General features: G+C 74.9%; 26 protein-coding genes and 1 tRNA gene. 16 read left to right on the top strand and 11 right to left on the bottom strand.

What is annotated here, in order from left to right:
* The coding region (locus tag DT057_RS24150; protein ID WP_203236362.1) for an Ig-like domain-containing protein at positions 1-2,815 on the top strand (2,815 nt) is incomplete at its 5' end.
* Between the two features lie 124 nt (positions 2,816-2,939).
* Here DT057_RS24150 and DT057_RS24145 read toward each other — a convergent pair.
* A complete protein-coding gene (locus tag DT057_RS24145) occupies positions 2,940-3,425 on the bottom strand; it encodes a GNAT family N-acetyltransferase (protein ID WP_128564649.1) in 486 nt (161 codons plus the stop codon).
* 202 nt (positions 3,426-3,627) lie between these two features.
* On the opposite strand from DT057_RS24145, the gene DT057_RS24140 reads away from it, so the two are divergent.
* Positions 3,628-4,782, top strand: a complete 1,155-nt coding sequence (locus DT057_RS24140) for a L,D-transpeptidase family protein (protein ID WP_238312924.1) — start codon at positions 3,628-3,630, stop codon at positions 4,780-4,782.
* Here DT057_RS24140 and DT057_RS24135 read toward each other — a convergent pair whose 3' ends face one another.
* A complete protein-coding gene (locus DT057_RS24135; protein ID WP_128564648.1) occupies positions 4,783-5,448 on the bottom strand; it encodes a cell wall hydrolase in 666 nt (221 codons plus the stop codon). It lies immediately after the preceding gene.
* A gap of 592 nt (positions 5,449-6,040) precedes the next feature.
* Between DT057_RS24135 and DT057_RS24130 the strand changes: the two genes are divergently transcribed.
* The gene (locus DT057_RS24130; protein ID WP_128564647.1) at positions 6,041-6,745 is read left to right on the top strand and encodes an ArsR/SmtB family transcription factor; all 705 of its coding nucleotides are present in this window, start codon (positions 6,041-6,043) and stop codon (positions 6,743-6,745) included.
* 63 nt (positions 6,746-6,808) lie between these two features.
* On the opposite strand, the gene DT057_RS24125 is transcribed toward DT057_RS24130, so the two are convergent.
* Positions 6,809-9,967 carry an efflux RND transporter permease subunit gene (locus DT057_RS24125; protein WP_128564646.1) on the bottom strand — a complete coding sequence of 1,053 codons (3,159 nt, stop codon included), beginning with the start codon at positions 9,965-9,967 and terminating at the stop codon, positions 6,809-6,811.
* A gap of 229 nt (positions 9,968-10,196) precedes the next feature.
* On the opposite strand from DT057_RS24125, the gene DT057_RS24120 reads away from it, so the two are divergent.
* The 4 genes from DT057_RS24120 to DT057_RS24110 all read left to right on the top strand — a co-directional run bounded on the left by DT057_RS24120 (position 10,197) and on the right by DT057_RS24110 (position 12,793).
* Positions 10,197-11,417 carry an efflux RND transporter periplasmic adaptor subunit gene (locus DT057_RS24120; protein ID WP_238312926.1) on the top strand — a complete coding sequence of 407 codons (1,221 nt, stop codon included), beginning with the start codon at positions 10,197-10,199 and terminating at the stop codon, positions 11,415-11,417.
* A 173-nt stretch (positions 11,418-11,590) separates the two neighbouring features.
* Positions 11,591-12,073, top strand: a complete 483-nt coding sequence (locus tag DT057_RS24115) for a hypothetical protein (RefSeq protein ID WP_128564644.1) — start codon at positions 11,591-11,593, stop codon at positions 12,071-12,073.
* A gap of 28 nt (positions 12,074-12,101) precedes the next feature.
* Positions 12,102-12,272 carry a hypothetical protein gene (locus DT057_RS36205; protein WP_203236361.1) on the top strand — a complete coding sequence of 57 codons (171 nt, stop codon included), beginning with the start codon at positions 12,102-12,104 and terminating at the stop codon, positions 12,270-12,272.
* 5 nt (positions 12,273-12,277) lie between these two features.
* Positions 12,278-12,793 carry a peptide deformylase gene (locus tag DT057_RS24110; RefSeq protein ID WP_128564643.1) on the top strand — a complete coding sequence of 172 codons (516 nt, stop codon included), beginning with the start codon at positions 12,278-12,280 and terminating at the stop codon, positions 12,791-12,793.
* A gap of 97 nt (positions 12,794-12,890) precedes the next feature.
* On the opposite strand, the gene DT057_RS24105 is transcribed toward DT057_RS24110, so the two are convergent.
* Positions 12,891-13,367, bottom strand: a complete 477-nt coding sequence (locus DT057_RS24105; protein WP_128564642.1) for a hypothetical protein — start codon at positions 13,365-13,367, stop codon at positions 12,891-12,893.
* A 347-nt stretch (positions 13,368-13,714) separates the two neighbouring features.
* Here DT057_RS24105 and DT057_RS24100 point away from each other — a divergent pair, with 347 nt between their 5' ends.
* Positions 13,715-13,993 (top strand): hypothetical protein, encoded by a 279-nt coding sequence (locus tag DT057_RS24100; RefSeq protein WP_128564641.1) that lies wholly within the window; start codon positions 13,715-13,717, stop codon positions 13,991-13,993.
* A gap of 16 nt (positions 13,994-14,009) precedes the next feature.
* Here the strand turns inward: DT057_RS24100 and DT057_RS24095 are convergent, their stop codons facing one another.
* Positions 14,010-14,819 (bottom strand): hypothetical protein, encoded by an 810-nt coding sequence (locus DT057_RS24095; RefSeq protein WP_238312928.1) that lies wholly within the window; start codon positions 14,817-14,819, stop codon positions 14,010-14,012.
* Positions 14,820-15,072: 253 nt separating this feature from the next.
* Positions 15,073-15,321, bottom strand: coding sequence for a hypothetical protein (locus tag DT057_RS24090; RefSeq protein WP_128564640.1), 249 nt, complete (start codon positions 15,319-15,321; stop codon positions 15,073-15,075).
* 331 nt (positions 15,322-15,652) lie between these two features.
* Here DT057_RS24090 and DT057_RS24085 point away from each other — a divergent pair, with 331 nt between their 5' ends.
* The 7 genes from DT057_RS24085 to DT057_RS24055 all read left to right on the top strand — a co-directional run bounded on the left by DT057_RS24085 (position 15,653) and on the right by DT057_RS24055 (position 21,723).
* Positions 15,653-17,650 carry a HAMP domain-containing methyl-accepting chemotaxis protein gene (locus tag DT057_RS24085; protein WP_128564639.1) on the top strand — a complete coding sequence of 666 codons (1,998 nt, stop codon included), beginning with the start codon at positions 15,653-15,655 and terminating at the stop codon, positions 17,648-17,650.
* A gap of 165 nt (positions 17,651-17,815) precedes the next feature.
* A complete protein-coding gene (locus DT057_RS24080) occupies positions 17,816-18,421 on the top strand; it encodes a LemA family protein (RefSeq protein ID WP_128564638.1) in 606 nt (201 codons plus the stop codon).
* A gap of 11 nt (positions 18,422-18,432) precedes the next feature.
* The gene (locus tag DT057_RS24075) at positions 18,433-19,320 is read left to right on the top strand and encodes a TPM domain-containing protein (RefSeq protein ID WP_128564637.1); all 888 of its coding nucleotides are present in this window, start codon (positions 18,433-18,435) and stop codon (positions 19,318-19,320) included.
* Positions 19,321-19,331: 11 nt separating this feature from the next.
* Positions 19,332-19,946 (top strand): hypothetical protein, encoded by a 615-nt coding sequence (locus tag DT057_RS24070; protein ID WP_128564636.1) that lies wholly within the window; start codon positions 19,332-19,334, stop codon positions 19,944-19,946.
* Between the two features lie 163 nt (positions 19,947-20,109).
* Positions 20,110-20,475: a nuclear transport factor 2 family protein gene (locus DT057_RS24065; protein WP_128564635.1), complete on the top strand. Its 366-nt coding sequence runs from the start codon at positions 20,110-20,112 to the stop codon at positions 20,473-20,475.
* Between the two features lie 47 nt (positions 20,476-20,522).
* Positions 20,523-21,335 (top strand): helix-turn-helix domain-containing protein, encoded by an 813-nt coding sequence (locus DT057_RS24060; RefSeq protein ID WP_128564651.1) that lies wholly within the window; start codon positions 20,523-20,525, stop codon positions 21,333-21,335.
* Between the two features lie 142 nt (positions 21,336-21,477).
* Positions 21,478-21,723, top strand: a complete 246-nt coding sequence (locus DT057_RS24055) for a DUF6489 family protein (protein ID WP_128564634.1) — start codon at positions 21,478-21,480, stop codon at positions 21,721-21,723.
* A 231-nt stretch (positions 21,724-21,954) separates the two neighbouring features.
* Here the strand turns inward: DT057_RS24055 and DT057_RS24050 are convergent, their stop codons facing one another.
* From DT057_RS24050 to DT057_RS24040, 3 genes are all read right to left on the bottom strand, one after another.
* Positions 21,955-22,665, bottom strand: a complete 711-nt coding sequence (locus DT057_RS24050; RefSeq protein ID WP_128564633.1) for a M91 family zinc metallopeptidase — start codon at positions 22,663-22,665, stop codon at positions 21,955-21,957.
* A 367-nt stretch (positions 22,666-23,032) separates the two neighbouring features.
* Positions 23,033-23,278, bottom strand: a complete 246-nt coding sequence (locus DT057_RS24045) for a hypothetical protein (protein WP_128564632.1) — start codon at positions 23,276-23,278, stop codon at positions 23,033-23,035.
* A gap of 115 nt (positions 23,279-23,393) precedes the next feature.
* The gene (locus DT057_RS24040; protein WP_128564631.1) at positions 23,394-23,693 is read right to left on the bottom strand and encodes a PilZ domain-containing protein; all 300 of its coding nucleotides are present in this window, start codon (positions 23,691-23,693) and stop codon (positions 23,394-23,396) included.
* Between the two features lie 505 nt (positions 23,694-24,198).
* Here DT057_RS24040 and DT057_RS24035 point away from each other — a divergent pair.
* Positions 24,199-24,408: a hypothetical protein gene (locus DT057_RS24035; protein ID WP_128564630.1), complete on the top strand. Its 210-nt coding sequence runs from the start codon at positions 24,199-24,201 to the stop codon at positions 24,406-24,408.
* Positions 24,409-24,694: 286 nt separating this feature from the next.
* On the opposite strand, the gene DT057_RS24030 is transcribed toward DT057_RS24035, so the two are convergent.
* Positions 24,695-24,772, bottom strand: a tRNA-Pro gene (locus DT057_RS24030).
* A gap of 320 nt (positions 24,773-25,092) precedes the next feature.
* Positions 25,093-25,464 carry a hypothetical protein gene (locus DT057_RS24025; protein WP_128564629.1) on the bottom strand — a complete coding sequence of 124 codons (372 nt, stop codon included), beginning with the start codon at positions 25,462-25,464 and terminating at the stop codon, positions 25,093-25,095.
* Positions 25,465-25,766 lie beyond the last annotated feature (302 nt).

Genomic DNA, 25,766 nt, shown 5'->3' with positions numbered 1-25,766 from the left:
GAAGACCCTCTCGGTGACGCCGGTCAACGACCCGCCGCGGCTGAGCGCGACGGGGCTGAGCCCGACCTTCACGGAGGGCAGCGGGGCGGGCGCCCAGGGCGCGGCCGTGCTGCTGTTCGGGAGCGCGAGCGCCGACACGGTCGAGGCCGGGCAGAGCCTGACGGGCCTGACCCTCACGGTGTCGGGCCTCGCCGACGGCGCCGCCGAGACCCTCGGCATCGGCGGCAGGGCGGTCGCGCTGACGAACGGCGCGAGCGGCACCACCGGCACGGGCCTGGCCTACGCGGTGGCGGTGGCCGGCGGCACGGCCACCGTGACGCTGACCTCCGCCGGCTCGAGCCCGGCGGAGGTCGCCGCGCTCGTCAACGGGCTCACCTACCAGAACACCAACCGCGACAACCCGACCGCCGGCACCCGCACCGTCACGCTGACGCAGCTGCGCGACAGCGGCGGCACCGCCAATGGCGGCCAGGACAGCACCGGCCTGTCGATCGCCTCGGCCGTCACCGTGGTGCCGGTCAACGACGCGCCGACGGCGGTGGCGGATTCCTACGCCACCGCCCGCGACGGCGTCCTCACCGTCGCGGCCGCCGCCGGCGTGCTCGCCAACGACAGCGATCTCGACGGGCCCTCCGCCCTCGTCGCCCTCCTGGCGAGCGACCCCGAGCACGGCACGCTGGCGCTCGCCGCCGACGGCTCCTTCACGTACACGCCCGATGCCGGCTACGTCGGCACCGACAGCTTCGCCTACCGGGCCTACGACGGCGGCCTCGACGCCCTCGCGAGCGTCAGCCTGCTGATCGGCACCCCCGCCCCCACGGGCCTCGCCCTCGCGCCCGCCGACGACACCGGCCTCGCGGGCGACCGCCTGACCAACCGGAGCAGCGTCACCGTCACGGGCACCGGACAGGCCGGCGCCAGCGTCACCCTGTTCGACGACCGCAACGGCAACCGCCTCCAGGACGGCGGCGAGGCCAGCCTCGGCTCCGCCACCGTCACGGGCGCCGGCACCTTCTCGGCCACCGTCGCGCTCGCCGCCGACGGCGCCTACCGCCTGGTCGCGACCCAGACCGGGCCCAACGGCACCAGTCCGGCCTCCGCGTCCCTGCCGCTCACCCGCGACGCCACGGCCCCGACCGTCACCGGCGCCGCCTACGGGCCCAACAACGGCACCCTGCGGCTCGGCGACAGCGTGCTGCTCACCCTCACGCTGGGCGAGGCCGTCAGCCTCTCCGGCGCGGGCGGCCTCGCCCTCGGCCTCGACGACGGCGGCAGCGCCGCCTTCGTGCCGGAGCGCTCCGACGCCACCCGCCTGGTCTTCCGCCACACCGTCCAGGCCGGCCAGTCCTCGGCCGACCTCGCCATCACGGGCGTCGCCCTCAACGGGGCCGTCATCACGGACGCGGCCGGCAACGCCGCCGACCTCTCGGGCGCGGCCGTCAACCCGGCCGGCACCCTGGCGGTGGACACGAGCCAGGCCGCCGCCTCGGCGGTGCCGGCCGGCGTGCTCGACGGCACCGGCGTCCGCTACACGGTGACGTTCTCGCAGGCGGTGAGCGGCACGGTCGATGCGGGCGACTTCCGGATCATCTCGGACAACGGCGTCACCGGCACGGTGAGCGCCGTCACGGGCTCGGGGCAGGTCTACACCGTGACGGCCACGGGCCTGTCCGGCACCGGGGGCTTCAACCTCGACCTCGCCCCGGGCAACGACCTGACCACGTCCGGCGGGGCGCCCTTCAGCCTGAGCCCGAGCGGCCTCTACGCGCTGGCGCCCGACCGCTCCGGCGGGCAGACCATCAACACCTACGACGCGGCCGCCCGGACCAGCATGGCGTCGTTCCACCGCCCGGACGGCACGCTCTACCTCAGCGTGACCTTCGGGGGCGCCCCCACGGTCTCGACCGTGCGGCGGAGCTACGACGTCGACGGCACCACGCTCACCCGCACCGACACGAAGTTCACCGACGGCAGCCGCGAGATCCTCACGCCCGTCGCCGGCAACCCGAACGTCGCCTTCGAGCGCAACCGCTACGGCACGACGGGCCAGGTGGTCCAGTCGCGCTACGAGCGCGCCGACGGCACGGCCTACCAGACCGTGCTGTTCAACGCCGGTGCCACCGTCACGTCCCTCCTGGCCGCCGACGGCGTCACGCAGCTGCGGGCCGACATCGCCTACGCGGACGGGCGGCGCGAGATCATCACCCCGGTCGCCGGCAACCCGAACTACGTCGCCTCCGACGACGTCTACGACGCGGCCACGGGCCGGCTCGCCCAGAGCAGCTACCTGCGGGCGGACGGCACCGCCTACGAGGTCGTGCTGTACGGCAGCGGCCGCACCACCAGGACCTTCCTGGCCGCCGACGGGCAGACGCCGCTGAGGACGGACGAGCAGCGCACCGACGGGACCCGGGCGATCACCACCTTCACGACGACGGGGCCCTACCAGTCGGTGCAGCAGGAATACGGCAGCGACGGGCTGATCCGCGAGCAGGTGGCGCTCCTGGCCAACAACACCTACCGGGTGCGGGGCTTCGTCACCGGCGAGACGCTGGAGGGGCACGCCGACACCGTGGACACGTTCGTGTTCCGGGGCGCGTTCGGCAGCCAGACCGTGCAGGACTTCGTGGCCGGGACGGGCTCGGCCCACGACGTGCTGGAGCTGCAGGGCGGGTTCTTCGCGGGCGACGACTTCGCCACGGGCCTGAGCCAGTCCGGAGCGAACACGGTGCTGACCGGCACGGGCGGGCAGACGATCACCCTGACCGGCGTGACCGGCAGCGACCTGAGGGCGGCGGATTTCCGCTACGTCTGAGGGCCCGGCCGCCCCGCGCCGCGGCCGGCCCGGCCGCCGGGGACCGACGGAACGCCGCGTCCGGCGCCGGGGCCGCGCGCCCGGGGGGCGGGGCGCGGCCGTCCGGGCCGCGCGCCGGCCCGCCTCAGATGATCCGCTCCATGAGGTTCAGCGCCCTGCCGTTCACCGACGTGGTTCCGACCGACGCGAAGCCGTTGCGCGCGTAGTAGGCGATCAGCCGTGCGCTCGACAGGAAGCAGTCGAGCCGGACCTTGTCCCTGCCCCGCTCGCGCCCCAGGCCGACGACGGTTTCGATGGCGGCCCGCCCGACGCCGAGGCCCGCCTTGTCGCGCCGCACCGCGAAGGTGTGCAGGTAGAGGCTGTCGCCGACCTCCCGGTCGCCCCAGCACGGGCGATCGTGCCACAGGATGTGGAACGTCGCGACCGGCACAGGCCCGAGATGGACCAGGAACAGCTCGCCGCGGGCGATGCGCGGCAGCATCCAGGCGTCGTCGAACCGGGAGGCCCAGGCCTCACCGCCCCGCGCGCGCTGCCAGGCGCCCGCCTCGTCGAGCAGGGCCGCGAACGCGTGCCTCGTCTCGAGCGTGACCGGTCGTACCCGGATGTCCATCGCCTCGGCCGGTGGTGGGTGCCGCCGGGGGAGCGTCGCCGACGGGGCGAGCCTGCCCCCTCTGGCGGCGGCCGGCAAGGCCGCGCGCTCCGACCCGGATCCCGCCCCGGGCACCGCGCCTGCCCCCACATCGGCGCGGCGCGCTCAAGATCCGCCACAATGCCGTGCGAGGCCCCGCGCAGGATCGGGCCGGGGGCGGCGGATGGGCGTGCGGTCGAAGCTGGGGATCGCGTGCGCCGCGGCGCTGCTCGCGGCCGCGCTGCCGGGCGCGGCCGGGGCCGCGGGCCTGCCCAAGCACGCCGCCCCGATCCCGGCCGCGACCGTGGCGCTGATGGCCGCCCGGGACACCACGCCCGCCGCGCCGATCGTGCTGCGCGCCTACAAGCAGGAATCGGAGATCGAGGTCTGGAAGCGGGCCGGCAGCGGCCGCTACGTCCTCGTCAAGACCTTCCCGATCTGCCGCTGGTCGGGGCAGCTCGGGCCCAAGACCCGCGCCGGCGACCGCCAGGTGCCGGAGGGGTTCTACACGGTCGCGCCGCGGCAGATGAACCCGAACTCGGCCTATTACCTGTCCTTCGACGTCGGCTATCCCAACGCCTACGACCGGGCCCACGGCGGCACCGGCTCGGCCCTGATGGTGCACGGCACCTGCTCGTCGGCCGGCTGCTTCGCCATGACCGACCGGCAGGTCGGCGAGATCTACGCGCTCGCCCGCGAGGCGTTCGCGGGCGGCCAGGCGGCGTTCGCGTTCCAGGCCTACCCGTTCCGGATGACGGCGCTCGCCATGGCGCGCCACCGCACGGACCCGCATATCGGCTTCTGGCGCCAGCTCAAGGAGGGCTCCGACCGCTTCGAAGCCACGGGCCGGGAGCCCCTCGTGAGCGTGGCGGGCGGGCGCTACGTGTTCGCGCCCTATCCCGACGCCGCCCTCGAGGCCCTGGCGGCGGCGCGCCGGGCCGAGGAGGAGGCCCGCATCGCCACCCTGGTGGCGCAGGGCCGCGAGGCGGTGCGGACAACCTACGCGGATGGCGGGCAGCACGCCACCTTCGCGGCGCTCCTGCGCCAGGGGGCGTCCCTCGGCGACGTCAGCCGGCCGGAGGCCCTGGCGCTCGCCGGCCGCGACGTGGTGGTGATCCCGGCCCGCCGGCACCCGGCCCCGACCCAGCTGGCGGCCGCGCCCGCCGCCGCGCCGGCCGCGGCCCTGCCGGTGATCGAGACCGAGCCGTCGCTGTTCTCCCGCGCCCCGCTCGCGGAGGGGCCGACCCGGCTCACCCTCGCGGCCTCGCCCGAGCCGGGGCGGCCGGCCTTCCTGGCCGCGCGCCTCCCGGCGATCCGGGCCGTCGCGGCCCTGCGCTGATCAGCCCGGCGCCCGGCCGGTCTCCGCCGCGGCGACGCGGCAGATGTTGCGGGCGGGTCCGAGCTCGGCCAGGGCCGTCTGGCGCGCCGGGGCGTGCGCGGGGGCGAGCCGGGCGTACTGGGCCGGGGCGCGCTGCGTCACGCCCTCGCGGTCGTGCCAGGGGCGCTTCTCGTAGAAGGCGTTGCCGCCCGCCAGCGCCACGTAGTGCATGTTGCGGTAGGAGAAGCGGTAGCCCGCGGTGTGGAAGAACTTCGCGTCGCCGACCGCGTCGTGGCGCTCGCCCGACAGGATCGCGTCGGCCACCCGCTCGGCCTTCTCGCGCTCCTTGTCCCGCATCGGCTTGTGGAGCACGCCGGCCGCGAATTGCCGCGGCTGGCCGACGACGCCGCAGATCGAGTTCGGGTAGGCCGGCGCGTCGAGGCGGTTCATCACCACGGTGCCGACGGCGAGCAGCCCCTCCTCGCTCGACCGGTTCGACTCGAAGTACATGGCGCGGGCGAGGCAATCCCGGTCGGCCGTGGTCACCGCGGCGAGCGGCTTGCCGTTCTGGCCGATGCTCCCGGTGGCGTCGAGCCCGGCCGGCATCAGCCCGCAGCCGCCGAGCTGGGGCGCCGTGGCCAGGACCGCGAGGGCGGCGGTGGTGGGAAGGCTCCGGATCCGCTTCATGCAGCCCCTCTCGCGCATCGGACGGGACGGCCTTAAGGCCGCGCTTGAGGGCCAAGCTTCGGGCGGAATGTGGCGAAGGCGGGGCGAGGATGCGGCGGGCGGGCCGCCGAGGGGCCCTGAACCGCGCGAGCGGCGGCGCGTGGTGCAAAAGGGAGACACTCGCGCGGCGATGCGCCCCGCGGCGCAAGGCCGCCGCGGCGGCCCGCGAGGGGCCGCGCCGCAAGGCCCAGAGGGGTCTCGCCGCGAGGCCCAGAGGGGTCTCGCCGCGGGGGCGGCCGGATCACGGCGGATCAGAGGCGGCGCCGGGCGCGGGCGGGCGCGCGGTCACGCCGGTGGCGCAGGAGCCGCGCCCGCACGCCCTCGCCGCCGGCCCGCCCGGCGGCGGCAGGAGCCGGGCTGCACGGGCGGAGCCCCGGGGGGCCGATCCGGAAGGCGGGAGCGGGGCGGAGGGTCAGGCGCACGGCGTCGCGGGCTCCCGGGCAGGGACCGCCACCCTGCCCGGCCGGCGCCGGCCCATGCTTCGGGGGCGGCCGAAGCGTCGGGGCGGGGCCTGGCGTAGGGTGCGGGCTCTCGACCCCGGGAGGACTCCGCCATGCTCACGACATCCGCCCTCGCCCGCACGGCCGCCCTCGTGGGCGACCCGGCCCGCGCCGGCATGATGGCGATCCTGATGGACGGCCGGGCGCGGAGTGCGGCCGAGCTCGCCCGCGGCGCCGGCATCGCGCCCCAGACGGCGAGCGGGCACCTCGCGCAGCTCACCGCGGCGGGCCTGCTGACGGTGGAGCGCCAGGGGCGGCACCGCTACCACCGCCTCGCCTCGCCGGCCGTGGCGCGGATGCTGGAGGAGATCATGGCGGTGGCGGCCGGGGGCGCGGGGGCGCCAGGGGCGCGGCCGGTGCGGCTCGGTCCCCGGGACGCGGCGCTGCGCGAGGCCCGGACCTGCTACGACCACCTCGCGGGCCGCCTCGCCGTCGGGATGGCCGACAGCATGGTGGCGCGCGGGCAGATCGAGCTCGAGTCGGACGGCGGCGCGCTCACGGCGGCGGGCGCGGCGTTCCTGGGCGGCCTCGGGGTCGACCTCGACGCCGGGGAGGGACGCCGCGGCCGGCGGGTGTTCTGCCGGCCCTGCCTCGACTGGAGCGAGCGCCGGCCCCACATCGCGGGCGTCCTCGGGGCGGCCCTGCTGCGGACCTGCCTCGGCCAGGGCTGGGTGCGCCGGGGCGAGGGCCGGGCCGTGGCGGTGACGCCGGGCGGGCGGGTGGCCCTGCGGCGGGCCTTCTCGTGCGAGGCGCCCTGAGCCCGGCCGGCGCCGGGCCGCCGAGGCGACGCCGGGGCGCTCCCCCGCCGCCCGGGACGCGCCCTACTCGGCCGGCTGGGCCGCGCCCCCCGCGCCGCCGGCCGCGCCCCCCGGCTCCCGGCGCCGGCGCGCCGGCACCAGACGCTCGGCCGCGACGTAGAAGACCGGCGTGACGAACAGCGTCAGCAGCGTCGCCACCAGGAGGCCGCCGATCACCACGGTGCCGATGGAGATCCGGGCGTTGGCGCTGGCGCCCGTGGCGACCGCGAGGGGCACCGAGCCGAGGATGAAGGCGAAGGACGTCATCAGGATCGGGCGCAGGCGCAGGCGGAGAGCGTCCTGCGCCGCCTGGAGGGCGTCCTCCCCCCGCTCCCGCAGGTCGCGCGCGAAGGAGACGAGCAGGATCGCGTTCTTGGCGGCGAGGCCGACGAGGAGCAGCAGGCCGATCTGCCCGAAGATGTCGAGGGGCAGGTTCCGCAGCGCCAGGGCGCCGACGGCGCCGAGGATCGCCAGCGGCGTGGCGAGGATCACCACGAACGGCAGCCGCAGGCTCTCGTACTGGCCGGCGAGCAGCAGCACGATCATCACGACGCCGAGGCCGAAGATCAGCGGCGCCCAGCCGCCGGCGATCTTCTCCTGGTAGGCGACCTCGGTCCACTCGACGGCGTAGTCGGCGGGCAGGTCCCGGGCGGCGAGGCGCTCGACCGCCGCGAGGGCCGAGCCCGAGCTCGCCGTCTCGGCGGTGTCGAGGGCGATCTCGATCGCCGGGTAGGTGTTGTAGGACAGGACCGCGGTCGGGCCGCTGACGAAGCGGGGCGTGACGAGCGAGCCGATCTGCACCGGCTCGCCGCGGTTGTTCGGCACCGTCAGGCGCGACAGGTCCTCGAGGGTGCGCCGCCCCTCCGACTCGCTCTGGACGTAGACCTGGTAGACGAAGCCGAAGCGGTTGAAGAGGTTGACGAAGGACGAGCCCACGTAGGTGCCGAGGGCGTCGAACAGCGCCTGGAGGCTGACCCCGAGCTGCTCGGCCTTGGCCCGGTCGATGTCGAGGCGCAGCTGCGGCACGCCGTAGCTCGTGGTGGCGGTGGCGTCGCCGATCTCCGGCAGGCCCTTCAGGGCGGCGATGAAGGCGTCGGCGGCCCTCGCGAGCCTGAGGCCGCCCTCGCCGCTGCGGTCCTGCAGCTCGAGGGTCAGGCCGCCCCGCGAGCCGAGGCCCGGCAGCGGCGAGGGGTCGACGATGCGCAGGACGCCGTCCGGGTGGTTCCGGAACTGCCTGCGCAGGCGCGCGACCACGTCCTGGACCGTGTCCTCCCGGGCGTCCCAGGGCTTCAGGGTCGGGATCTGGAAGCCGTAGAACGGCGCCGTCACGTCCGCCAGGATGCCGCGGCCGGCGACCCCGATCGCCCCGGCGGCGGCCGGCTGCGCCAGCGCGGCCCGGCCGACCTCCTGCACCATCGCGGCGGTGCGGGCCACCGAGGCGCCCTTCGGCATGGCGATGTCGGCGAAGAAGTAGCCCTGGTCCTCCTGCGGCACGAAGGCGGTCGGCCGCGCCGCCACCAGCCAGGCCGTCAGGCCGGCGAGCCCGAGGAAGACGAGGCCCGTGACGACGAGGTGGCGCGAGAGCCGGGCGGCCGAGGCCACGGCGAAGCCGGTGCCGCGCCCGAGGAGCGCGTTGAAGACCCGCAGGGGCGCGCGCCACCGGCGCCGGTCGGCCCCCGCCGGGTGCGGCCGCAGCAGCAGCCCGCACAGCGCCGGCGTCAGGGTCAGGGAGACCACGGCCGAGATCAGCACCGAGATCGCGATGGTGAGGGCGAACTGGTTGTAGAGCTGGCCCGTGAGGCCCGGGATGAAGGCCACCGGCACGAACAGGGCGGCGAGCACCAGCGTCGTGGCGATGACGGGCCCGGCGACCTCGCTCACCGCCTCGCGGGCGGCGTCCCGGGGCGCGCGCCCCTCGCCCATCAGGCGCTCGGTGTTCTCCACCACGATGATGGCGTCGTCGACCACGAGGCCCACCGCCAGCACGAGCCCGAGCAGGCTCAGGGTGTTGAACGAGAAGCCGAGCGCCGCCATCGGGCCGAAGGTGCCGACGAGCGCCACCGGCACGGCGATGGCCGGGATCAGCGTCGCGCGCCAGCTCTGGAGGAACAGGTAGGTGACGGCGACGACCAGCACGATCGCCTCGAGCAGGGTCTTGTAGACCTCGTGGATCGAGGCCTCGACGAACTCGGTGCGGTCGAGGGCGATCCTGTACTGGAGCCCGGGCGGGAAGCGCTTGGCGAGGTCCTTCATCGTGGCGCGCACGCCCTTCATGACCTCGACCGCGTTGGCCTCCGGGTTCTGGTAGAGCCCGAGCGAGGCGGCGGGCTTGTTGTCGTAGGTCGAGCGGCTGCCGTACTGCTCCGAGCCGAGCTCGACGCGGCCGACGTCGCGCACGCGCACGACCGAGCCGTCCGGATTGGCCCGGATCACGATGTCGGCGAACTCGCGCGCCTCCGTGAGGCGGCCCTTGGTGACGATCTGGATCTCGAAGGCGGGCGCGTCCCGCACCGGCTCGCGCCCGAGGGAGCCCACCGTGATCTGGGCGTTCTGCTGCTGCACCGCCTGCACGATCAGGCCCGGGCCGATGCCGAGGGATTCCATCCGGGCCGGGTCGAGCCAGACCCGCATCGCGTAGCGCTGGTTGGAGAAGTTGACGATGCGGCCCATCCCGGCGACGCGGCGCAGGGGCTTGATCACCTGGGTCTCGGCCCAGTTCGACAGGAACAGCTCGTCGTAGGCGTTGCCGTCGCTGAAGAGCACGACGTTGCCGAGGCGCTGGCGCGACGACTTGGTGATCTCGAGGCCCTGGTCGCGCACCGCCTGCGGCAGGCGGGCCTCGGCCCGCTGGGCCCGGGTCAGCACGTCGGCGGCGGCGGCGTTCAGGTCGGAGCCGACCTCGAAGGTGGCGTCCATGTTGACGCTGCCGTCGGCGTTGCTGGTCGAGCTGATGTAGATCAGGTCCTGGGCGCCGTTGATCTCCTGCTCGAGGGGGGTCGCGATCGCCTCGTAGGCCTGCTCGGCGGTGGCGCCCGGGTAGGTCGCCTGGATGTTGATGATCGGCGGCGCGATCTCGGGGAACTGGGCGATCGGCAGGGCGACGCCCGCGACGGCCCCGATCAGGGTGATGAGCACCGAGATCACGCCCGCCAGGACGGGCCTGTCGACGAAGGTGGCGAACATCCCTGTCCCTGAGATCGCCCTCGCGCGATCGGGGCGGGAATGCGACGGCTGCGGTGCAACGCAAGCCCGGACGAGCGAGTTCCCCTGCGGGAGACCGGCCGGCCGCGAGGCCGGCCCGGGGGGCATCGCGCGCCCGGGGGGCACCCTGCGCCCGGGGGGCATCCCGCGCCCGGGGGGGCATTCCGCGCCCGGGCGTCCCGCAACAGCCTGCGCCACGAGGAGAGCGACTGTGCGTCCATGGTTTCGCTACGGCCTGATCGGCCTCGCGCTGGTCGCGGCCGGCGCCGGGATCTGGCTCGCCGCGGGCCGGCCGCTGCCGCGGGGCGCCGCGGCCGCCCTGCCCGGCCCCGTCGCCCGCCTGCTCGCCGGGCCGCAGGCCAAGCCGCGCGAGCAGCCGGAGGAGCCCGCGTTCGACGTCGCGGTCGCCGAGGCCAGGACCGAGACCGTGCCGATCGCCTTCTCGTACACGGGCGTGGTGATCTCGCCCAAGGACGCCGCCCTCCAGCCCCGGGTCACCGGCGTCGTGATGGAGCGGCCGTTCGAGCCCGGCGGGCACGTCAGGAAGGGCCAGGTGCTGTTTCGCATCGACCCCCGGCCGTTCGAGGTCGCGCTCCGGACCGCGCAGGCGCAGCGCGAGCAGGCCGTGGCGCAGCTCTCCTTCGCGGACGCGGAGGTCGAGCGCACCCAGCCGCTGGCCGACAAGGGCTACGCCTCCGAGCAGCGCTTCCAGCAGCTCGAGAGCAACCGGGCGGTCGCCCGCAGCCGGGTGCAGGAGGCCGAGGCCGCCATCGCGCGCCAGAACCTCAACCTCGAGTACGCGGTGATCTCCGCGCCCTTCGACGGCCGCGCCAGCCTCTCCGACGTCAACGTCGGCGACCTCGTCAACGAGAACGCCACCCAGCTCGTCAGCGTGGTCCAGGTCGACCCGATCGAGGTGCAGGTCGCGCTCTCGGCCGAGGATTCGGAGGCGGTGCGCGCGGCCCTCAAGGCCGACCACGCCGCCGTCGCGGTGCTCGACGCCCGCAAGGCGGCCGAGCGCAAGGCCACGATCTACCGGCTCGACAACCGCTTCGATCCCCGCACCGCCCGCCGGCTGGTGCGGGCCTGGCTGCCCAACGCCGACGAGCGCTACCTGCCGGGCGAGTTCGTGCGCACCCGCGTCCAGGTCGGAACCGAGGAGCGGCTGCTCGTGCCCACCATCGCGCTCGCGGCGCAGCTCGACCAGCGCATCGTCTGGGCGGTCGGCCCCGACGGCGCGGTCACGATGACCCCCGTCGAGACCGGCGAATCCTTCGGGGAGCGCACCGCGATCCTGAGCGGGCTCAAAGCCGGCGCCCGGATCGCCACCGACCACCTCCAGCTCCTGCGCCAGGGCCTCAAGGTCGGCGTCGGGCGCCCCGGCAGGGAGGCGGACCGGCGGGCCGCGGAGGCCGGCGTTGCCGCACGCTGAGGATGCGGGGCGGCCTCCCGCAACCGGCGCTTGCCCGCGGAGAAGCGTCCGGGATACTCCTGGGCCGATCCCGCGGCGGGCCGCTCGGCCCGCCGGGACGGACAGGTGCGCCCGCGCCGCCCCGGCTCTAGCGCGGAGAGCGGGTGCGCCGGGCCTTGGCGAGGCGGGCCCGCATGGCTTCTTCCGATGCCGCTCCGCGCGGCGACGTGCGCTTCTCGGTGCTGACCGCCGGGCCGGGGGCGCTCGACCTCGTGGTGGCCTTCGGCGCCCGGGACTACCCGGTCCGGCTGACGCCGGCCGAGGCGACCGAGCTCGGCCTCTCGCTCCTGGCCACCGCCTCGGTCGCGGCCGATCCCGGCCAGGCGGTGCCGGCCGGGACCACGGTCGAGAACTGCTTCTTCCCGGTCCTCGGCTGGATCGCGGGCCGCGTCGCGCCGGAGGTGCCGGCCCTCGCTCTGAAGATCGCGGAGGGCACCGAGATGGCGTTCCAGTTCGACCGCGCGAGCGCGCTGCGCTGCGGCCGCGACCTCGCCCGCAGCGGCCGCGAGCCGCTCCGCACCCGGCTCCGGCAGGCGCTCTCCGGCCTGCCGGGCCTGCGCCGCCGGCGCGCGCCCGACCTCGACCTCGCCCCGCCGGCCGACCTGCGGGGCTCCTGATCCCTCTCCTGCCGCGGGCCCTGCTGCCATGGACCTCGTCGTCTCGGTCGTCTCGCTGCTCCTGGTGCTGATCCTCGTCGCCCGCGGCGTGCCGGGCCGCAACATCCTGGTGGTGCTCGCCGTGACGCTCGCCGTGGTGGTGCTGGTCGTCGGCGTCGAGCGCGCCGGCCTCTGGCCGTCGGACTGGCGCACCCGCTGACGCCCGTGGCCGCCCGCCCCCTCCTGCGCTACCCCGACCCGCGCCTGCGGACGCCGGCACCGCCCGTCCTGGCCTTCGACGCGGGCCTGCGGGCCCTCGCGGACGACCTCCTCGACACGCTGCGGGCGGTCGCGGCGCTCGGCCTCACCGGGCCCCATCTCGGCGTCCCGGCGCGGCTGACGGTCATCCGGGCCGGGCCGGACCTTCCGGCCGCGACCTACGTCAACCCGGAGCTGGCCTGGGCCTCGCCGGAGACGGCGCGCCACCGCGAGGGCAGCGTCGCGATGCCGGGCGTCGACGAGGAGATGGTGCGCCCGGCGCGGGTGCGGGTGCGCTACCGGGCCCTCGACGGGAGCGCGCACGAGGCCGAGGCGTCGGGCTTCCTGGCGGCCTGCCTCCAGCACGAGATCGACCAGCTCGACGGGATCTTCTGGATCGAGCGCCTGTCGCGGCTGAGGCGCGAGCGGGTGCTCAAGCGCTTCGCCAGGCTGCGGGCCGTCCCCGGGCCGCCCCGGGCCTGAGGGCCACGGGCGGCTCAGATCAGGGGCTGGACCAGGACCGCGAGGCCGAGACCGGCGACGAAGCACGCCGCGATCAGGAGGGTGTCGCGCCGGGGCATCAGCGCAGGGTCCGCAGCGGCGCGGCCTCGGCGAACTTGCCCGGCGCCCGCACCAGGCGGGAGACGCCGGGGGCCGGGCGCTCCTCCACGGTCCCGGGCCCGGGGGCCGGCTCGACGCCGGGGACCGTCCCGGGGAGGAGGCCCGCGACGCAGCGCGCGTCCCCGTCGGGCCGGGTCCCGCAATCCCGCCGGCCACGGCGCGCCTGCCGGGCGGGCGCGCCCGCCTCGGCCAGGGCGGCGGGATCGAACAGCAGGTCCTCCAGGGTGACGAGGACGAGGTCGCGGGAATCCGGCGCGAAGGCCGTCGGCGGCACCCGGTCGGCGTAGGGCTTGGCCGACCCGGCGAGGCCGGAGGCGGGCGACGTCGGGCCCGCGGCGGGCGCCCCGCGGAACCCCTCGGCGGCCGCGACCGAGGCGGTCAGGAGGAGGCCGGCCACGGTGAGCCGGACGATCGGGTGCCGGGCGGTCTGGATCATGGTGTGCGCTCCCCTTCGCGGCCGTTCCGGCCGTTGTCCCGCGGCCGTTGCGGCCGTCGTTGCGCGGCCGTTCCGGCCGTCGTCAGGAGCGCAGTCCTAGCCGGCGCGCGTTGCAGGCCGATTGCGTAACCGCCCGGCAAGTGTTTCGTCGTCATGCAGGACGCGGGCGGCACCGGGGCGGATCCCGGGGGCGCCGCGACGGAACGGCGGGGCCGGCTTGGCCGTTGAGGAACCGACCCCGGCCGGCGCCCGGCGGCCTGCGGCGCGCCGCCGGACGAGGCGACGCCACCGGGGGCCGAGGGGCGTGGCGCGCCGTGCCGCCCCGGCCTTCCCCCCTCGAGGAACCGATGAGACACCTCTTCCGGACCACCCTGCTCGCCGCGGCCCTCGCGGCCCCCCTCGCGGCGGCGGCCCAGGGCGCCCCTCCCCGCGCCCCGCGGGAGATCGACGCCACCGGCTCGCTCGGCGGCCGCGCGCCCTGGTCGCAGCCCTGGCAGTACGATTCGGGCGGCGACAACGACAGGCGCCCCGAGCTGCCCTACTACCAGCAGGGCGGCGGCCAGCAGACGGGCGGCCCCGCCCGCAACCTGCTGCCCGACGACGGGCTCCACCTCGTCCCGCGCTGAGCGGCCGGGACCCGCCTCAGCCCGGCTCGCCGGTGATCTGGCGGCGGGCGGAGGCGCGCTCGCCGGCCTCCGCCGCGCACTTGTCGGCGTGGATCGTGCGGTTGACGACTTGGAGGTTGGGCAGGCCCCAGTAGCCCAGGAGCACGGGCCAGGGGGCGGCGCGGTGCTCGCGCCAGACCCGGTAGAGCGGCACCCGGTGGTCGACCTCGGCCGTGCGCAGCAGGCGCTTGCCGGACTGGGCGCAGCGGTGGCGCTGGCGCTTCTTGAGCAGCTTGACGTGGTCGGCGGGGGCGTTCCAGAGCTTCCAGGCCGCCACGCAGGCGGCGTGCCAGGAGGCGTTGCGGTTCGGGCTCCCGGCGCCCCAGAGGTCCCGGTGCCAGCCGAAGCGGTAGACCGGCTGCCCGCAGACGCAGCAGGCGCCGCGCCCGCGGGCGTGCGCGGCCTCGCGGTAGGGGCTGGGCGGCGCGCGGAAGCTCAGGGCGAGCCCCTCCGGCGCCTCGGCCGGCACCCCGCCGAGGCGCCAGGTCCAGCCCTCGGGCGGACCCGACCGGGCGGCGAGCGTCCGCGCCAGATGGTCGGCCCGCAGCACGTGGGTGCGCCAGTAGCTCTCGACGGCGAGGCGCGGCGTCGGCGGCACCAGGGGCCGCGACAGGGCGTGCCGCAGCACCGGCGCCGGGAACACCGCCGGCAGGACCCGGGCGAGCCGTGCCCGCGCGGCGACGTTGCGCGCCTCACGCCACGCGGAGGCGGCCGAGACCGGCCCCGAGTCCCCGGCCACAACATCCCCGGCCTCAACGTCCCCGGCCGCGACAGCTCCGTCCGCCATGCGCGCGTCTCGAATCGGTCCCCGTCCCATCGGGAACCGCCTTAGCGCCCGCTCCCCCGATCCGCCAGGGTCCCGTCGCGCGGGCTCGGGCCGAGACGCGGCGAGGGCCGGGTCGCCCCGGCCCTCGCCGCAATGCCGACGGCGGATCGTCGTCCCTCAGGAAACCCCCGCCGCGGCACCGGGGAGCGCCCGTCCGCGGAGGCGGGATCCGGCGGCGCGCCGGCCGGGGCGGGCGCGGCCCGCCTTGCGCGGCTCAGTAGCCGTAGTCGCGGCGGCGGCCGTAGCCCCGGTCCTCGCGGTAGCGCTCCTCGCGGTACATCGGGCGGCGGTCGAAGTCGCGGTCGCGGCGCATCTCGGCGCGCTGGTAGTCGCGCTCGCGCTGGCCGCGGGAGCGCAGATCGATGCTGGGGCCGCCCGGGCCGATGTCGACGATCTGGGCCGAGGCCGGAACGGCACTGATGACGGTGGCGGCCAGGATGGCGCCCGCAAGCATGGTCTTCATGGTGATCTCCTCGAAGACGTGACGTGATCTGGCCAGTCAACCAGGGTGATCCTGATCGGTTCCCGGATCGACATGCCCGGCGGCGCCCGGAGCGGCGGGGTTCCTCGCGCGGCCGGGCCCCCTCCCCTGGGGCATACGGCCGACGCCGCGCCGGCCGGCCGCGCGCGGCGCGGCGTCCGTCGGGGCGAGCCCGCGGCCGAGCCCCCGCCAAGGCGGGCCGCAACGGCAGGGTCCCGACCCGCCTCACCCAGGGTTTGACCATTATTTGCCGCGATTAACCCAGGGATAACCAAGAACCGTTAGACATCGCCGCGAGTTGGAGAGCGCATCCGTGAAAACAGGCATTCGCACCCGCCTCTACGGCGGCTTTGGTATCTTGGTCGCGCTGTCGGCCGGTCTCGGGGGCTTCGCGGTCTACGGCACCGGCACGCTCAGCGACAGCTACGAGAAGCGCGCGGCGCTCGAGAAGATCGCCCTCCGGCTCTTCACCATCAACGGCGAGACCCAGCTCCTGTCGGGGCAGGCCGTGCAGTTCCGCACCTCCCTCGATCCCGAGAACCTGAAGGCGATGCAGGCGGTGGCGGCGCGGATCGAGGAGGCGAGCGGCAGCCTCGCGCAGACCACGACCTCGGAGGAGAGGAAGGTCTACTACGTCCTGATCAGCGAGAAGACGGCGGCGATGAAGGCCGACATCGCGCAGCTCGGCCAGCTCGGCGCGACGAACCGGGACAGCCGGGGCAAGCTCTTCACCGGCGGCGAGGCCCTGACGAAGGCGACCAACGCGCTCCTGGCCGAGATCCGCGCCACGGGCAGCGACAGCGAGATCGCCCGGGCCGCCGCGGTCGAGAGCGCGATGCTCCTCGTGCGCGTCTCGAACTGGCGCTTCCTCGCCGTGCAGGACGCCGCCGGCCCGGCGACCTTCCAGACCAACACCCGGGCGGCCGAGGCCGCCCTGAAGGCCCTCGCCGACCTCGACGGGCGCGGCGCCTACGTCCGGGCGACGGGCGCGGTGCGCGATGCGCTGGCCGCCTACAAGGCCAATTTCGAGGCGACCGCGAAGGCGATGCTCGGCAGTGCCGAGTTGTTCGAGAAGGGCTTCCAGCCGAAATTCGCCGCGATCGAGAAGGCGGGCCAGACCGCCCGGGCCTCGCTCGAGGCGTCGGTGCAGGAGCTGGCCGCGGCCACCGCCGCCACGGCCGCGACGGTGCAGGCCCTGCTCATGGGCCTCGCCGCCCTCGCCATCGCGCTCGGCATCGGCTTCGCCGCCCTGATCGCGCGGGGCATCCTCGCGCCGATCCGCGGCATGACCGGGGCCATGACCCGGCTCGCGGACGGAGACCTCGCGGTGCAGGTGCCCTCCCGCGAGGCGGTCGACGAGATGGGCGACATGGCCAAGGCCGTCGACGTGTTCCGCGAGAACGCCCTCCGGCGCCAGGAGATGGAGGCGCTCCAAATCGAGGAGCAATCGGCCCGCGACCGGCGCGTCGCGGCGGTCGACCGGCTGGTGCGCTCCTTCGAGGCCGACATCGGCGGTGCCCTCGAGATCGTGACGGCCGCCGCGACCGAGCTCGACGCCACCGCGCACGCCATGACGGGCGTGGCGCAGGCCACCAACCACCGCGCCGTCGCGGTGAGCGCGGCCTCGGAGGAGACCGCCACCAACGTGCAGACCGTGGCCTCGGCGACCGAGGAGATGGTGGTCTCGCTTCAGGAGATCGAGCGCCAGGTCATGCGCTCGAACGAGGTCGCCGGCCTCGCCCAGCGCGAGGCGGAGGCGACCGGCGCCTCGGTGGCCAACCTCGCCAGGGCCGCCGACCAGATCGGCACCGCCGTGACGATGATCTCGGCCATCGCGAGCCAGACGAACCTGCTGGCGCTGAACGCCACCATCGAGGCGGCGCGGGCCGGCGAGGCCGGCCGCGGCTTCGCGGTCGTCGCCGCCGAGGTCAAGGAGCTGGCGAGCCAGACCACCCGGGCGACGGACGAGATCGCGAGCCAGATCGCGGCGATCCAGACGGCGTCGGGCAGCGCCATCGCGGCGATCCGCCAGATCGGCCAGACCATCGTGTCGGTGAACGCGATCACCGGGGTGATCGCCTCGACCGTGGTGGAGCAGACCGCGACCACGAACGAGATCTCCCGCAGCGTCGGCGAGGCGGCGCGGGGCACCCAGGAGGTCTCGCGCAACATCGGGCAGGTCACCGTGTCGGCGAGCGAGACCGGCAGCGCGGCCAGCCAGGTGCTGCAATCGGCCCGGGACCTCTCGGCCCAGTCGCAGGTGGTCAAGCGGCAGGTCGACCTGTTCCTGGAGGCGATCCGGGCCGCCTGAGGGCGGCCCCCCGGGGGCGCGGCGGGCGCGCCCCGTGCCCCCGCCCACGGGGGCGCGGCGGCCCCGGGGCGCTGGTCCGGCGCGGCCGCCCGCCTTATCTCCCCCGGGCGCAGCCGTTCCGGGCGCCCGGCACCCGGGCGCCTTCGGCAAGGAGCCCGTCGCCCCATGTCCCCACCCCTGCTCGGCCGCCTGCGGCTCGTCGTCCTGGCGCTGGCGCTCGCCACCGGCCTCTCGGCCTGCGACGCCGTCAACCGGGTGCCGACCCTGGAGGAGACCGCGAAGTCGCGCTGGGGCGAGGTGCAGAACCAGTACCAGCGCCGGGCCGACCTGATCCCCAACCTCGTCGAGACCGTGAAGGGCTACGCCCAGCAGGAGCGCGAGGTGCTGACCCAGGTCACCGAGGCCCGCGCCCGGGCGAGCTCCGTCCGGGTCGACGCCTCCACGGTCTCGGACCCGCAGAAGTTCCGCGAGTTCCAGGACGCCCAGAACCAGCTCTCCGGGGCCCTCGGGCGGCTGCTCGTCACCGTCGAGCGCTACCCGGACCTGAAGTCCAACGCCAACTTCCTGGCGCTGCAATCCCAGCTCGAGGGCACCGAGAACCGCATCGCGGTGGCCCGCCGCGACTACATCCAGGCCGTGCAGTCCTACAACACCGAGCTGCGCACCATCCCGGGCCGCTGGATCGCCGCGACGCTCTACCCGGAGGCCAAGCCGATGGAGGCGTTCTCCGCCACCCCGGACGCCGCCCGCCCGCCGCCCGTGAAGTTCTGAGCGGCGGGCCGATGGCCCTCGCGGCCCCCCGCCGCGCGCCGCATCGCCGGGCGGCTCCGTGCGCGGGCCTGCGGCTGGCGCTCGTCCTCGCCCTGTGGGCGGGCGCGCTCACAAGCGCGGGCGCGGTCTTCGGCGCCGGCGCGGTCTTCGGCGCGGGCGCGGTCTTCGCGCAGCAGACGGACGCGCCGCCCGGCGCGCCCGCCCTGACCGGCCGGGTGGTCGATGCCGCCGGGCTCCTGCGGCCGGAGGAGCGCGCCGGCCTGGAGGCCAGGCTGAAGGCGCACGAGGACCGCACCACCGACCAGGTCGTGGTCGCCACCGTGCCGTCGCTCGGGGGCCTCTCCGTCGAGGATTACGCCAACCGCCTCCTGCGCGCCTGGGGCCTCGGGCAGAAGGCGCGGAACAACGGCGTGCTCCTCCTGGTGGCGCCGAGCGAGCGCAAGGTGCGGATCGAGGTCGGCTACGGCCTCGAGGGCGCCCTGACCGACGCGCTCTCCCGGGTGATCATCGCCAGCGCCGTCGCGCCGAAGTTCAAGGCCGGGGATTTCGCCGGCGGCATCGCGGCCGGGGTCGACGGGGTGCTGGGCATCCTGTCGGGCGACGCCGCCGAGTGGCAGCGCCGGGCCGAGGTGCGCGACGACGCCACGGGCGGCCTCGATCCCGTCCTGGCGCTGATCCTCATCGTGGTGATCGGCCTCGTCCTCGCGCGCTTCCTCGCCGGGGCCCGGGGGGCGGGCCGGCCCCATCGCCGCCCGGGCGGCGGCTGGATCGTCCTGCCGGGCCCGCCGGGCGGCTTCTCGGGGGGCGGCTTCCCGGGCGGGGGCGGCTTCTCCGGAGGCGGCGGCTTCTCGGGCGGGGGCGGCTCGTCCGGGGGCGGCGGCGCGTCGGGGGATTGGTGAAGGGGGACCCGATGATGCCCGCCCTGCCGAGCCCGGACGAGCGCGCGCGCATCGCGGCGGCCATCGCCGCCGCCGAGACGCGGACCGCGGGCGAGATCGTCGTGATGGTGGCCGCCCGCGCCGGCGCCTACCGCAGCGTCCCCCTCGCCCTTTGCCTCGTCGGCGCCCTGCTGGTGCCCTGGCCGCTGATCGCCCTCACGGGCCTGCCCGCGAGCCGGATCTTCCTCCTCCAGCTCGCCGCCGCCCTGGCACTGCTCCTCGGCCTCGGCGCGCTGAACCCGCTCGCCCTGGTGCCGCGGCCCCTGCGCCGGGCCCGGGCCCGGGCCGCCGCGGCGCGGGAGTTCCGGGCCCGGGGCCTGAGCCGGACCCGGGGCCGCACCGGGGTGCTGATCTACGTGGCTCTGGCCGAGCGCTACGCCGACGTCGTGGCGGATGTCGGGGTCGGGGCGCCGCCGCAGGCCTGGCAGGCCGCCGTGACCGGGCTCGTCGCGGCGCTCCGCCGCGACGCCCTGGCGGACGGGCTCGTGGGGGCCGTGGAGGCGGTCGGCGCGATCCTGGCGGCGGCGGCCCCGCCGGGGCCGGACGACCCCGACGAGTTGCCGAACCGCGTGATCGTGGCCGAGTGATCCCGGGCTCCCGCCGGCCCGGGCGCGGGGCCGCTGCGGGCGCGGCGCCGCTGCGGGCGCGGGCGGTACGATGACCCGCGAGGTAATCGACGGCCCCGCCCGGCCGGCCCATCCTCCGCCTCGCCCGGGCCGATCCGGGCGGACCCGCAACCGGAGACCCGCCATGTCCGACGCCGCGACCCATGCCGAGCGCTACATCGCGATCTGGAACGAGACCGACCCGGCCCGCCGCCGCGCCCTGCTCGCGGCCGCCTGGACGGAGACCGGCACCTACGCCGACCCGCTGATGGCGGGCACGGGCCACGCGCAGATCGACGGGCTCGTGGCCGCCGTGCAGTCGCGCTTCCCCGGGATGCGCTTCCGCCTGACCGGGCGGCCGGACGGCCACGGCGACCACCTGCGCTTCACCTGGGCGCTCGGCCCCGAGGGCGGCGAGGGCCTCGTGGAGGGGACGGACTTCGCGACCCTGGAGGCCGGGCGCCTCGCCCGCGTGACCGGCTTCCTCGACCGGGTCCCGGCCTCCCCCTGACGCCGGCGCCGGTGGCCGGCGGGCGCCCCCGAGGAGGGCCCGCGATGATCGTGAAGCCCGCCGCGGCGCCGGGCGCTACCCTGCGCGAGTGGCGCCGGCGCCGGCACCTGAGCCAGCTCGACCTCGCCCTGGAGGCCGAGATCTCGCAGCGCCACCTGAGCTTCCTGGAGAGCGGGCGCGCCCGGCCGAGCCGCGCCATGCTGCTGCACCTCGCCGAGCGCCTCGGCATGCCGCTGCGCGAGCGCAACGCCCTGCTGCTCGCCGCCGGCTACGCCCCGGTCTTCCCCGAGCGCGCCCTCGACGACCCGGCGCTGGCGCCGGCCCGGCAGGCCGTCGACCGGATCCTCGCGGCCCACGCGCCCTTCCCGGCGCTCGCCATCGACCGGCACTGGACCCTGGTCGCCGCCAACGGCGCGGCCGCGGCCCTGATCGCGGGGATCGAGGCGGCGCTGCTCGCCGCCCCGGTGAACGTGCTGCGGCTCAGCCTGCATCCCGGCGGGCTGGCGCCCCGGATCGCGAACCTCGCCGAGTGGCGCGGCCACCTCCTCGACCGGCTGCGCCACCAGATCGCGGCGAGCGGCGACCCGGTCCTGTCGCGGCTGATGCAGGAGCTCGCCGCCTACCCGGCCCCCGCCGGCCCGGCGCCCGCGGCACCGGGCCGCGACGGGGGCGGCATCGTCGTGCCCCTCGAGCTCGTCACCCCGGCCGGGCCCCTCTCCCTCTTGTCGACCACCACGGTGTTCGGCACGCCGGTCGACATCACCCTGTCGGAGCTCGCGCTCGAATCCTTCTTCCCCGCCGACGCCGCCACCGCCGCGCGCCTGCACGCCCTCGCGGCCGGCGCCCCGCCGGCGCCCTGAAGGCCCGGCCGCCCCGCACGGGGAGTGCCGCCCGCCCGCGGCGCGCCTCCGGCGGTCCCTCGCGCGGCGGCTCGCGGCGCGGCCGCGGGCGACGGATCGTTCGAGCCCGGTCCGCATTCCTCAGGCAGAGGAGGATCCCGCGATGCACGTGACGGCCACCATCGACTGCACCCCCGAGGAGGCGCGCGTGCTCCTGGGGCAGCCCGACCTGCAGCCCCTGCACGCCGCCATCGCGGCCCGGATGGAGAGGCGGATGCTGGTGGAGTTGGACCGGTTCTCGCCGGACCGCCTGATGAAGACCTGGCTGTCGGTCTTCGGGCAGGACCCGAGGTCCCCCGCCCCGCGCCCGCGGCACGGTCCCGGGCGCGACGCCAAGCCCCCGTCGTGAGGAGCCGGCGCGACGGGGCTCGGCGGACACGACGCGACCTGATCGGATCCCGCGCGAACGGGGGAATGCACGCAGAGCGACCCGGTCGCGCAAGGCTCGTTCGGTCAGGAGAGGCGATGCGACCGCGTCCGCGCCTCCGGGTACGGTGACGCGGGCTCGATCGCACCCGAGGGCGGAGGCTCGCGATGCGCCCTCGCGATCGGCCCTCGGCGTCTCATGGAAACCTGCGGACTAGCGGTTCCAAAAAGTGCTCTCGAACACCCTGAGCGGATTCCACCCTCGCTTGTTCTTCGCGATGCCGTCGTAGATGTCCGACATCGTGTACCGAAAATCCAAGATCTCCATGTTATATTTGCTGCGGAAACTCTGGTCACTCTCAGTCAGTTGCGTGAATTTCTTGCGGTGATCGGCTCTCATGTCCTTGTTTCGCCCGTCGTTGGAAGCGTATATGTTCGCAACCATCGTCGCGTAGAATTCTTCTTTGTTATCCCACCCCGACATCGGAGTCGCCCTCCAGCGGCCTCGCATCTGCCGCAGGGCATGGACACATTCATGAAACAGCGTGTCTTTTGATCGGTACTGATGATCGCCGACGAGCATGCTTTGTGCGTTGATCCAGATATTGACCGAGGTGCCGCGGCCCGCAGCGGCGGGAGCGCCGAAATCGGTTTCCGCGGCGTCGGAGTCGATGACCGGCGCGGATTGAGCTTTCCCCCCCGCTGCGCGGGAGAGCGGACGCACCGTCAGATTGAAGCCGCCCTTCGAGAACCCGCTGATGATCACGCTGGCAACGTCGTTGGCGGCCAGCACGCGAAACAGGTCCTGTATGTCGCTCTCGAACTTGTCGGCATCGGGGTTCTGGGCCGAGGAGTTGTCCTTGGAATCGGCGGAATTTATGATCCAGCGGCCATCGATGATGATATTCTGCCCCCAGTAGCGCATGTCGTGCCCCCTAGCATCAATAGACTTGGAGGATCCACGGTTTATCACGCCACTTGCGGCGCGGCCGTGCCGGGCGACACATTCGAAGCTTCTCCCGCACCCGATCTCTCGGGAAGCGCAAGTCCAGGCGCAAGTCCGGCGAACGGCGGCGATCCGCCCGCAACCGAGGCTGGTCTCGCCACGTCCCCCGAGCCTGCGGATCGTGCAGGCGGCGACCGGGCCGGTGCCCGCCTCGTCCGATCCGGCTCCGGCACGCTCCACCCGACCACCCGGAAGGCGGGCGGCCTCGTGCCGGCGCTCGCGGCGTGGATGCGGGAGAGCGGGTCAGCCGGGGAGCCGCGACCGGTCGCGGCTCCCCGGCTGCCGGTCAGGAACTCTGCCGGCGCCGGGACCGGCTCCCGTTGGCGGGCGCCTGAGCGCGCCGCATGCACTCCTGGTAGAGTTCGACGCCGAGGTTGTAGAGCGAGAGACCCTTCGGGTTCGGCGCGCCGAAGACCCGGTCACGCGCCTCATCGCGGCAGGCCGCATCCTGCGGGCCCTGGATGGGTGGTTCGCCCTGGGCGAGCGCGAGACTGGGAGCCACCAGGGCCAGGGCGAAGAGGATCGTGCGCATCGTGGCCAAGCTTACGCGCTTCAGTTGCGATGTCGAGTCCTCGATCGATGAAGCCGGACTTGGGGCTGCTCAACACTGTGAGCCGGCGTGATGCCTGAACGCGTCTCTGTAGTCGCTAGGAGATCCTCACGCCTGTCAGCTCACCTCTGACACCGTGGATGGACACGCCGGCGAAATTCCCCCGCTGCCAGGCGAGGCGCACGCGCATGGACCGCCCCGTGGTCTTGAACACCAGTTCGAAGCAGGTCGGGAGACGATGCCTGTGAGAGACGGCAATCTTGGCTCCTCCAGCGGACACGTCGCGGACGACGACGGGGATCTCGTCCCCGGTATCGAGCCGGAGCACCGCCAGGATCATCGTGTCCCGGCGCTCGTGCGCGCGGGCGCGATGCTGGTTTGCAATGCTGCTACTCATTGCGTCAGCATAGCCTTGCACCTTGAGCGTGCAATTCGGTCAGGTTGAGTACAGCGAGGCCTAACCCGATCGGGATACGATGCGCTCTAAGTTGCAAGAACGTCAGAGACTACGACTTGCGGTACGATCCCGGTGGATTGCTCCCTGCCGATGCCGGGTGGGCGGCAGCGACTGAGACCCGGGCGGCCGTTGCCGTGATGGCCAGCCCGGTGCGGAGTGCGGCGCTGCCGAGCCGGCGCATGTCAGGGCTCCTGGCTGTGCGGAGGCGGTTGCCGGGCCCGCCGCCGTTCTCCTCGATGAACACGACGCCTGCGGCTTCGAAGGCCGCGCAGCACGAAAGCGATGATGGAGCCGGACTTCGACGAGCCGGAGCCCGCAGCCACCGAGTTCGAGGCGTGGACCTTCAATCCTCGCCTGCTTCCCCCCGCGCGAGGAGCGGCCAACCAGGCGCGCACCTGCCTCGTCGGATCGCGCCTCGCCCAAGGCATCATGTGCAAGAGCCATGATGTGCGAGAGCAAGGACGAGTCGGTGAGGGTTGTGAAGGCTGCCGGCAGCGAGACCGGCGTGGACATGCTCGACCGCAGCGAGAGCGTGCGCGACCGCTTCATGGGCGCTCGGCCGGCCGCCGATGCGGCCCTCTCGCACCCTGTCTGGGCGGCAACGGTGGTGATGCGCGATGAGGGGACGAAGCCGGAACGGGACTCCCGTTCGTGATCGTCTCTCCCTTCGCCTCCCTGCATGTCCGGTACCTGTACGCCCGGCTCGCCGTCTGGCGGGCACGGCGGGATCCCGATCGGTCCGCGGGGCACCACGAGGTGGCGAAGGCGCACCGCGCGAGGACGGGGGCGAGGCTCGCCCTCATGGAGACGCAGGGCCAAGCACCTGCGGCCGAGGCGCGGGCCGGGGGATCAGTCCCCGCCGTTCAACCCCAGAGCCCGGACACGACGAGGGCGGCCCCAAGGCCGCCCGGAGTAAGTCGCTCAGGTTATGAAGGCTTTAATGGTCGGAGCGAGAGGATTCGAACCTCCGACCCCTAGTCCCCCAGACTAGTGCGCTAACCGGGCTGCGCTACGCTCCGACGCCCCCGAAGGGGTTCGCGGGTATTAGCTTTCCACCCCTGGCCGCGCAACCCCCTTTCGGCGCCGCGTGGCGCCGGACGGCGCGCCGGATCCGGGGCGCCCGCGGTAGGAGCCGGTTCTCCGCGCAGCGCGGGGACGCGGGAGCGATCGGGCGCGCGTCGACGGCGTCGTGCCAGAGTCAGCGTCGTGCCCGGGCGGCATGCGCCGGAGGCCGCCGGCCCGAGGGTCGGCCGCGGGTCCCCGCCGGCGGCATCGACGGCTCGCGCGATCGGGCGGGCCGGAGGTCTGCGCGGCGCGCGGCCGGGCATCGGGGCTTGCGTCACAGGACGTTGCGGTGACGGTTGATGCGCAGGTTGAAGCGCGCATCCGGTCCGCATCGCTTGACGGCCACGCCTTCGAGGAAGGCCGCCGCCAGGAATGCGCCCTTCAAGATGTGGTGATTGTAGAATCTCTCGACGGAATGCATGTAGTCCGCCGAAGTCACACCAGGGCGTATCGTCTTGGTTCGATCCTGCAGGCGGATCCAGGCCCGGCATCGTTCGACCTGGTTCCTGCAATCCCGGGCATCGAGGCCACGCCACAGGGCGGTGGCCGCGGCGGGACCGAACCCATCCGGGCCGATGCCCTCCCGGGTCACGGTCCCGAGTATGTCCTCCATGCTCGTCGTGACGTCGCCTGTCTCCGCACCCATGTCTCGGCTCCACTCGTCCGCCCCGGATGTCGCTTCGTCGGCGCCGCATCGCGACGGGCCCGGCCGCGCGGCGCAGGCCGGGCGCCGCATCGCAGGCCACCGGGAACGGGATCGCGGCCGGCCCGCGCAGGCGAAACGCGGGACGGGGCGTTTCGGACCGATCATCGGCGGGTTTTCGGCCGGGCTCCGCCGTTCGCCGGCCTCGCGGCCGGCCATGCCGAGGCGAAAGCTCAGAACGCGAAGCGCAGGGCGAAGTTGAGGCGGAACGCCCCCTCCCACGCCGCGGGATCGTCCGGCGCCGT

Source organism: Methylobacterium crusticola (assembly GCF_003574465.1).
In the GTDB taxonomy this organism is placed as follows: Bacteria; Pseudomonadota; Alphaproteobacteria; order Rhizobiales; family Beijerinckiaceae; genus Methylobacterium; species Methylobacterium crusticola.
This window is presented reverse-complemented; position numbering and strand designations above follow the sequence as displayed.

Coding starts and splice junctions, on each gene's coding strand:
- DT057_RS24145 (WP_128564649.1), bottom strand. CDS start 3,425: ATGGACATCCGGGTACGACCGGTCACGCTCGAGACGAGGCACGCGTTC.
- DT057_RS24140 (WP_238312924.1), top strand. CDS start 3,628: ATGGGCGTGCGGTCGAAGCTGGGGATCGCGTGCGCCGCGGCGCTGCTC.
- DT057_RS24135 (WP_128564648.1), bottom strand. CDS start 5,448: ATGAAGCGGATCCGGAGCCTTCCCACCACCGCCGCCCTCGCGGTCCTG.
- DT057_RS24130 (WP_128564647.1), top strand. CDS start 6,041: ATGCTCACGACATCCGCCCTCGCCCGCACGGCCGCCCTCGTGGGCGAC.
- DT057_RS24125 (WP_128564646.1), bottom strand. CDS start 9,967: ATGTTCGCCACCTTCGTCGACAGGCCCGTCCTGGCGGGCGTGATCTCG.
- DT057_RS24115 (WP_128564644.1), top strand. CDS start 11,591: ATGGCTTCTTCCGATGCCGCTCCGCGCGGCGACGTGCGCTTCTCGGTG.
- DT057_RS36205 (WP_203236361.1), top strand. CDS start 12,102: ATGGACCTCGTCGTCTCGGTCGTCTCGCTGCTCCTGGTGCTGATCCTC.
- DT057_RS24105 (WP_128564642.1), bottom strand. CDS start 13,367: ATGATCCAGACCGCCCGGCACCCGATCGTCCGGCTCACCGTGGCCGGC.
- DT057_RS24100 (WP_128564641.1), top strand. CDS start 13,715: ATGAGACACCTCTTCCGGACCACCCTGCTCGCCGCGGCCCTCGCGGCC.
- DT057_RS24095 (WP_238312928.1), bottom strand. CDS start 14,819: ATGGCGGACGGAGCTGTCGCGGCCGGGGACGTTGAGGCCGGGGATGTT.
- DT057_RS24090 (WP_128564640.1), bottom strand. CDS start 15,321: ATGAAGACCATGCTTGCGGGCGCCATCCTGGCCGCCACCGTCATCAGT.
- DT057_RS24080 (WP_128564638.1), top strand. CDS start 17,816: ATGTCCCCACCCCTGCTCGGCCGCCTGCGGCTCGTCGTCCTGGCGCTG.
- DT057_RS24075 (WP_128564637.1), top strand. CDS start 18,433: ATGGCCCTCGCGGCCCCCCGCCGCGCGCCGCATCGCCGGGCGGCTCCG.
- DT057_RS24070 (WP_128564636.1), top strand. CDS start 19,332: ATGATGCCCGCCCTGCCGAGCCCGGACGAGCGCGCGCGCATCGCGGCG.
- DT057_RS24065 (WP_128564635.1), top strand. CDS start 20,110: ATGTCCGACGCCGCGACCCATGCCGAGCGCTACATCGCGATCTGGAAC.
- DT057_RS24055 (WP_128564634.1), top strand. CDS start 21,478: ATGCACGTGACGGCCACCATCGACTGCACCCCCGAGGAGGCGCGCGTG.
- DT057_RS24050 (WP_128564633.1), bottom strand. CDS start 22,665: ATGCGCTACTGGGGGCAGAATATCATCATCGATGGCCGCTGGATCATA.
- DT057_RS24045 (WP_128564632.1), bottom strand. CDS start 23,278: ATGCGCACGATCCTCTTCGCCCTGGCCCTGGTGGCTCCCAGTCTCGCG.
- DT057_RS24040 (WP_128564631.1), bottom strand. CDS start 23,693: ATGAGTAGCAGCATTGCAAACCAGCATCGCGCCCGCGCGCACGAGCGC.
- DT057_RS24035 (WP_128564630.1), top strand. CDS start 24,199: ATGTGCGAGAGCAAGGACGAGTCGGTGAGGGTTGTGAAGGCTGCCGGC.
- DT057_RS24025 (WP_128564629.1), bottom strand. CDS start 25,464: ATGGGTGCGGAGACAGGCGACGTCACGACGAGCATGGAGGACATACTC.